We start from the raw sequence: 5,812 nt of genomic DNA on the forward strand, positions 1-5,812 counted from the left end.
GGCTGGATGGTGGGAGCCGGGTGAATCGAGAGGTTCACGCCCGGTTCTGAGAGAGCCGGAGGGTGAGATTCCCTCCGGCCACTCGCCCCGTCCAGCGACGGGCTGGCGAGGCCGACGTCGCTGCGTAAGCCCTCGGGCCGAGGCCCGGGCAAGCCCCGCGGCGGCGCCGGGGGCGCGCTGATGCAGATCGACGAGCCCGACGCGATCGAGGTCCATTCCCCGACCGCCTGCCTGGGCTGCGCGGGTGACCTGACCAGGGCCGAGGTGATCTCCATCGAGCGGCGGCAGGTCTTCGACCTGCCCGAGATCCGCCTGCGGGTGACCGAGCACCGCATCGAACACCGCCGCTGCGCCTGCGGGCAGGTCACCGCTGCCACCACCCCTTCCGACGCCCCCGCCGCCCCGGCCCAGTACGGGCCGCGGCTGAAGAGCCTGGCGGTCTACCTGCTCACTCGCCAGCACCTGCCCTACGAGCGGTGCGCCGAACTGCTGGCCGACTGCCTGGACGCGGACGTGGCCACCGCGACCCTGCTCGCATGGGCCGGGCAGGCCGCCGAGGCGGTCGCCCCGCACACCGAGGCCGTGCGGCAGCAACTCATCGAGTGCGAGGTGGTCGGCTTCGACGAGACCGGCACCCGGATCGCGGGGCGCACCTGCTGGGTACACACCGCCTGCACCCGCTCGCTGACGCTCTACCAGGTCCACACGAAGCGCGGCGTGAAGGCGTTCGAAGCCATGGGCGTCCTGCCGCACTTCACCGGCATCGCGGTCCATGACGGCTGGAAGCCCTACAAGACGTACACCGACGCGGTCCACGCCCTATGCAATGCCCACCACCTGCGCGAACTGGCCTCCGTCGTGGACAACGCGCCTGCCGACCACCCCGAGGACTGGGCCCAAGAGCTGACCGCGCTGCTGGTGGACACCTGGGACGAGATCAAGAACATCCAGACCGCGCACCCTCACGCCACCGGCTTCACCGTCGACGCCCTCGAACGCCTCACCGCCCGCTACGAGGAGATCATCGCCGCCGGACGGACCCTGCACCCGCCCCGCGCCCCCGGCGAACCACGCCGCAAACGGGACAAGGCCGCGAACCTGCTCGACCGCCTCGACACCGAAAGCCACCAGGTGCTCCGGTTCGCCTTCGACTGGCGGGTGCCCTTCGACAACAACACCAGCGAGCAGGCCATCCGGATGGCCAAGATCCAGCAGAAGATCTCCGGCGGCTGGCGCACGGCACCCGGAGCCGAGCGCTTCTTCGCCGTGCGCGGCTACCTATCCACCGCCGCCAAGCAGGGCCGCAACCTGCTCGACACCATCACCCAACTCTTCGACGGCCGAGGCGCCTGGATCCCCACCCCAGCCTGACCACCAAACCAGTCATAGCTGGCCTTTGTCGCGCCGTACATGGAGACCGTGACGCGATACGGCGGGCACTCCTGGAGGAGGCGGAGCAGGTTCTCACGCCACAGCAGTGAGCCGTTGGTGGAGAGCGTGAGCATCATGCCGAGCTCGAAGGCATGCCGGTAGGCGCGCATGAAGTCCTTGTCGATGGTCGGCTCGCCGCCGGTGATCTGGAGCCACAGCACTCCGGCCTCGGCCATGAGATCCAGGCAGTGCAGCTTGTCCGCCAACGGCATACCGCTGCTCACCTTGAGCCCGAGGTAGCAGTGTTTGCAGTTGTAGTTGCAGCCGAGGTTGACCTCCCAGCTCGCTTTCGAGTAGCCCCAGGGGGACGGCTGCCGGACGAGTAGGAAGTCGCCTGCCGGCTGCCCGGCTACGTCCATGCCCCAGTGGTCGCGGACAGCGTGGGCCAGCCACGCGGGTGCGGGCTGGGCGGGGTTGTGGGCACGCAGCTCCTCATAGTTCTCTTCGGGCAGAAGAAGGCCATCTTTATGGCTCTTCTGCCGTATGTGTGGGTGCCTGACCAGCCCTGATACGTGAAACACGCCGTCTTACGCATATGGTTCAAGGTCTCTGAGGTCAAGATCCACATGCGGGAAGACGGCGTGTCTGCGAACAGGATATGGAAAGAGCTGCTGACGGTCGAACGGGCCGTGGTCGAGCAGGTCGAGATCGACCAGGACACGGGTGTGCTGGTCGTCCGGGTGCGGCCGGTGGTGCGGGAGCGGAACCGGTGCGGGATCTGCCGCCGCCCCGGGCGCGGCTACGACCAGGGGCGCGGGCGGCGTCGCTGGCGGTGCCTGGACGCGGGCACGATGAAGGTGTTCCTGGAGGCCGAGCTGCCCCGGATGCGGTGCCGCGCGCACGGGGTGGTGGCCGCCGCGGTGCCCTGGGCCAGGCACGGGGCCGGCCACACGCGGGTCTTCGACCAGCAGGCTGCCTGGATGGCCGCCGAGTGCTCCAAGTCTGCCGTCGCGCAGTTGATGCGCGTCTCCTGGCGCACGGTGGGAGCGATCGTTGAGCGGTTTGTCGCCGACCGGGACGCCGGGGTGGACCGGCTGGCGGGCCTGCGCCGGATCGGCATCGACGAGATCTCCTATCGCAAGGGGCAGCGATACATGACCGTGGTGGTCGACCATCACACCCGGCAGGTGGTGTGGATGGCCGACGGCCACGGCCGCGTAGTCCTTGAGGCCTTCTTCGACGAACTCGGTCCGCGGCGCAGCGCGAAGCTGACGCACATCTGCGCCGACGGCGCGCAGTGGATCGCCGACACCGTCGCCGCCCGCGCCTGGCAGGCGGTGCGCGCCATGGATCCGTTCCGCGCTGTCGCCTGGGGCACCGAGGCGCTGGACGATGAGCGGCGCGCGGCGTGGAACCGGGCCCGCCGCCAGGCCCAGGACGCCGCCACCGCCCGGGCGTTGAAAGACTGGATCGTGGCCACCGACCCACGCCTGCACCGTGCCTACCTGCTCAAGGAGGGCCTGCGCACGGTCTTTGCCATAGCCCGCGAGCAGGACCCGCGGGCGGCAGTCGACGCCCTGGGCCGGTGGCTGTTATGGGCCCAGCGCTGCCGCATCAACACCTTCGTCGACCTCGGCCGCCGCATACGCCGTCACCGCGAGGCGATCGGCAACGCCATCATCGAGCGCCTGTCCAACGGGCTGATCGAGTCGACCAACACCAAGACAAGGCTGATCATCCGCCGAGGCTTCGGCTTCCGCACCGCCGACGCCGTCATCGCCCTCGTCATGCTCACCCTCGGAGGCGACCGCCCGACACTGCCAGGCCGCCAACACGCCTCAGCTTGACCCACACATACGGCAGAAGAGCCCCTTTTGGGCAGGGCGCGGCACCGGCAGGCGAACCGGCGCGGCGCCGGGTGGGCGGGTGAAGGGGAAGAGGGGGAGAGAGTCAGCGGCCGATGTGAAGGGGAGAGCCGTCGGCGGCTGCGATGGTGCCGGTGTTCGCCCAGCCGGAAGACCTTTGCTCGTCCCACCAGGGGGGCGGGTTGCCCGGGTGCCTGGTGGCCGCTGGGGATGTGCTCGGTGTGCGGTGACTCCTTCGGATGGCAGGAGTGCGCGGCGCGGCGATCACAGCCGGTGCCGCCGCGCATCAACTGCTGGCAGGCGGGGGAGGGTCCGCGGGGCCGCCGGTCAGGAGCGCCTCCCAACGGGCGTACCGGCAGTCGGTTGCGGCGTGCAGCCGCAGGTGCAGCCAGCTGAGGTCTTGTCCTGCCCGAAGGACTGCCTCAGCGCCGATGGCCACCGCCCGGTGGCACACCGTGTTGTCCGTCGAGGTCGGCGACCGCGACGATCAGGCCCGGGCGCTGGGGCATATGGCGGAGCAGCACGGCGTGACGGCCGTCTGGGGGCATTTTCGTCATGCCCTCAGCGTGAGCCTGTGATGGATCGCCGGGCTCGGTTGATCACGTTGTGAGCATCCGCCCCGTACACCGCGGACTCGCGGAGGGTCCGCCAGGTACGCAAATAGGTCTCGACGCTGGCGGTGTCGTCAATCCACAGCTCCGCGTGCCAGTTCTCCACAATCACCTGGCGGTCGTCATAGAGCCAGAAGGCCGTCGACGGGGGGATCTTGAGGGATGCGGACAGCGGGATGATGCCGAGCTCCACCGTGTCGAGGCCGATTGTGCCAGCCAGGCGGTCCAGTTGAGCGGCGAGAGTCGCCGGCGGGCAGACCAGAGCGTGCAGTGCGGCTTCCCAGAGGATGAGGTGAAAACGCTTCGTGGAGTCGTATAGCGCTTCTTGCCGCCTCATCCGGGACCGGACTGCTTCCTCGGTGTCACGTGGGGACCGCTGGAGTTCCGCGTACCTCGTGAAGATCGATCGGGCGTAGTCGGGCGTCTGAAGAATCCCGAAGATCATGGACGATTCCCAGCCGCGGAACAGAGAAGCGTCCGTGTGCGCGGTCAGGTGGGCGTCCTGCACTGCCTTGTGCCCGGAAGCCAGCTGACGGCGCCACGATCGGATGTGGGATTCGAAGCCTCTGAGCCTGGCGAGCAGCTCGTCATAGGCCTCTGCCTGGCCCGTCGCCGCCGCCCAACAGTGCAGGTCATTGGGGGTGGGAGTCTGCCTGCCGTTCTCCAGCCGACTGACCTTGGACTTGTTCCACCCGAACTGCACGGCAAGCTGCGTGCCGGTGAGCGGACCACCAGGGGCTGAAAGACGAAGTTCGCGAAGCCGTCCCCCAAGTGCTTCTCGTGCCTGCTGGTAATCCGTGCTCACCGGCCCCTGCCTTACTCCTTCGCGGACAGCTGCGCCGCGAACTCCACATACGGGATGGCATGATGCATCGCCGCGTCACGGGCCATGGCGTACCTGACCACGGCAGCAGGTTCCGTGATCAGCTCGACGTCGAGCAGGTTGTCGGCGTCATCGAAGTTGAGGCGGGCGACCAGGCGGGAGTCGAAGAGCCAGAAGTCCTCGGCCGGCAGCGCCAGCTGGTCGGCGTGGGCTCGCGTCAGTGTGAGGATCCGCTCGCCCACGCTGCTGTTGCGGCGGGCGTTGTCGAGCAGGTACAGCTGCCCGGGCGTGGGCGGGTGGTCGACGATCCGGACCCGCTCGAACCTCTTGCCCAGCGCGACCTGCTGCTGGCGCTCGGCGCACCATTCGGCGTCCACTCCGTCCCAGTTCACTGGCTCACCGTGGGTGAACTGGGCGTAGGTCTCAGTGGATTCGTCGGAGGCGTACCGGCGCCGCGTTTCCAGGCGCCAGGCCGTGTGCTCAAGCTGGGTGAAAAGCCTGTCGAACTCGTCCAGGCTGACGATGTTCGGCGCGCGGTCGACGTCCTTGGGGGCGAAGTCGATGAGCACCTCGCGCGGTACGACGATCGGGACTTCGCCCTCGTTCAGATGCCGCAGCTGGGCAATGTCGTCGGGGTCCGTGAGGGGTGGGCCGTGGACGATCACCTCTCCGCTGTCCAGGTCCTCGTGCACGGACGGGCAGCCGTTGACCCCGCTGCCTGTGCCGTTGAAGCGCAATCGACGCATGATCAGTTCCTTTCGCCGGGGTCACTGACCAGCCCAGCCTCTCCGAGGGAGATGTCCCCCGTCTGCTGTGCCCATGGACTGTATCGGCAACATTGCGCAACCTGCCGATAGCGTCAAGCAACTTCGCGCAACTGCCATGGCTACGCGCTGCCCCGATGCCTACCGTCCTGACATGGTCACAAGCGAAGACGTAGATCCCTTCACAGCCATGGAGTCCCTGCGGGCAGCTCTCGACGAGACAGGGATCGTGCTGCCGTCGCTCGCTGTGGACCCGTCCGCGCCGAGCCTGCGCCTGGTCGACCTCGGCCGCGTCCGCGCCGACGTGGCCATGCGCCTCGCCGCCGCGCTCCAAGGACGGGAGGCGGCGGCATGAGCAGCACTATGCAGGAGATCCCG

General features: G+C 68.5%; 7 protein-coding genes. 3 read left to right on the plus strand and 4 right to left on the minus strand.

The features are described from left to right. Positions 1-180: 180 nt before the first annotated feature. Positions 181-1,371: an IS66 family transposase gene (gene tnpC / locus ACFYX0_RS46270; RefSeq protein ID WP_388981470.1), complete on the plus strand. Its 1,191-nt coding sequence runs from the start codon at positions 181-183 to the stop codon at positions 1,369-1,371. On the opposite strand, the gene ACFYX0_RS46275 is transcribed toward tnpC, so the two are convergent. Beyond that, positions 1,275-1,790, minus strand: coding sequence for a radical SAM protein (locus ACFYX0_RS46275; RefSeq protein ID WP_388981473.1), 516 nt, complete (start codon positions 1,788-1,790; stop codon positions 1,275-1,277). The genes tnpC and ACFYX0_RS46275 overlap by 97 nt on opposite strands. Before the next feature lie 222 nt (positions 1,791-2,012). On the opposite strand from ACFYX0_RS46275, the gene ACFYX0_RS46280 reads away from it, so the two are divergent. Then, complete coding sequence (locus tag ACFYX0_RS46280) at positions 2,013-3,218, plus strand: ISL3 family transposase (protein WP_388981476.1); 1,206 nt, start codon at positions 2,013-2,015, stop codon at positions 3,216-3,218. 440 nt (positions 3,219-3,658) lie between these two features. Here ACFYX0_RS46280 and ACFYX0_RS46285 read toward each other — a convergent pair whose 3' ends face one another. From ACFYX0_RS46285 to ACFYX0_RS46295, 3 genes are read right to left on the minus strand one after another with little or no spacing between them, the layout of a single operon-like run. Then, a complete protein-coding gene (locus ACFYX0_RS46285) occupies positions 3,659-3,793 on the minus strand; it encodes a hypothetical protein (RefSeq protein WP_388981480.1) in 135 nt (44 codons plus the stop codon). A gap of 4 nt (positions 3,794-3,797) precedes the next feature. Continuing rightward, positions 3,798-4,652 carry a helix-turn-helix domain-containing protein gene (locus ACFYX0_RS46290; RefSeq protein ID WP_388981481.1) on the minus strand — a complete coding sequence of 285 codons (855 nt, stop codon included), beginning with the start codon at positions 4,650-4,652 and terminating at the stop codon, positions 3,798-3,800. A gap of 11 nt (positions 4,653-4,663) precedes the next feature. Next, entirely contained in the window at positions 4,664-5,419 is a 756-nt protein-coding gene (locus tag ACFYX0_RS46295; RefSeq protein ID WP_388981486.1) for a DUF6879 family protein, read from the minus strand. A gap of 169 nt (positions 5,420-5,588) precedes the next feature. Between ACFYX0_RS46295 and ACFYX0_RS46300 the strand changes: the two genes are divergently transcribed. Beyond that, a complete protein-coding gene (locus ACFYX0_RS46300; protein ID WP_388981484.1) occupies positions 5,589-5,789 on the plus strand; it encodes a hypothetical protein in 201 nt (66 codons plus the stop codon). Positions 5,790-5,812 lie beyond the last annotated feature (23 nt).

The organism is Streptomyces sp. NPDC002573 (assembly GCF_042889625.1).
GTDB classification, from domain to species: Bacteria; Actinomycetota; Actinomycetes; order Streptomycetales; family Streptomycetaceae; genus Streptomyces; species Streptomyces gibsoniae.

Excerpts from the sequence above, each read along its gene's own strand:
- tnpC (WP_388981470.1), top strand. The coding sequence starts at position 181 with ATGCAGATCGACGAGCCCGACGCGATCGAGGTCCATTCCCCGACCGCC.
- ACFYX0_RS46275 (WP_388981473.1), bottom strand. The coding sequence starts at position 1,790 with ATGGACGTAGCCGGGCAGCCGGCAGGCGACTTCCTACTCGTCCGGCAG.
- ACFYX0_RS46285 (WP_388981480.1), bottom strand. The coding sequence starts at position 3,793 with ATGACGAAAATGCCCCCAGACGGCCGTCACGCCGTGCTGCTCCGCCAT.
- ACFYX0_RS46300 (WP_388981484.1), top strand. The coding sequence starts at position 5,589 with ATGGTCACAAGCGAAGACGTAGATCCCTTCACAGCCATGGAGTCCCTG.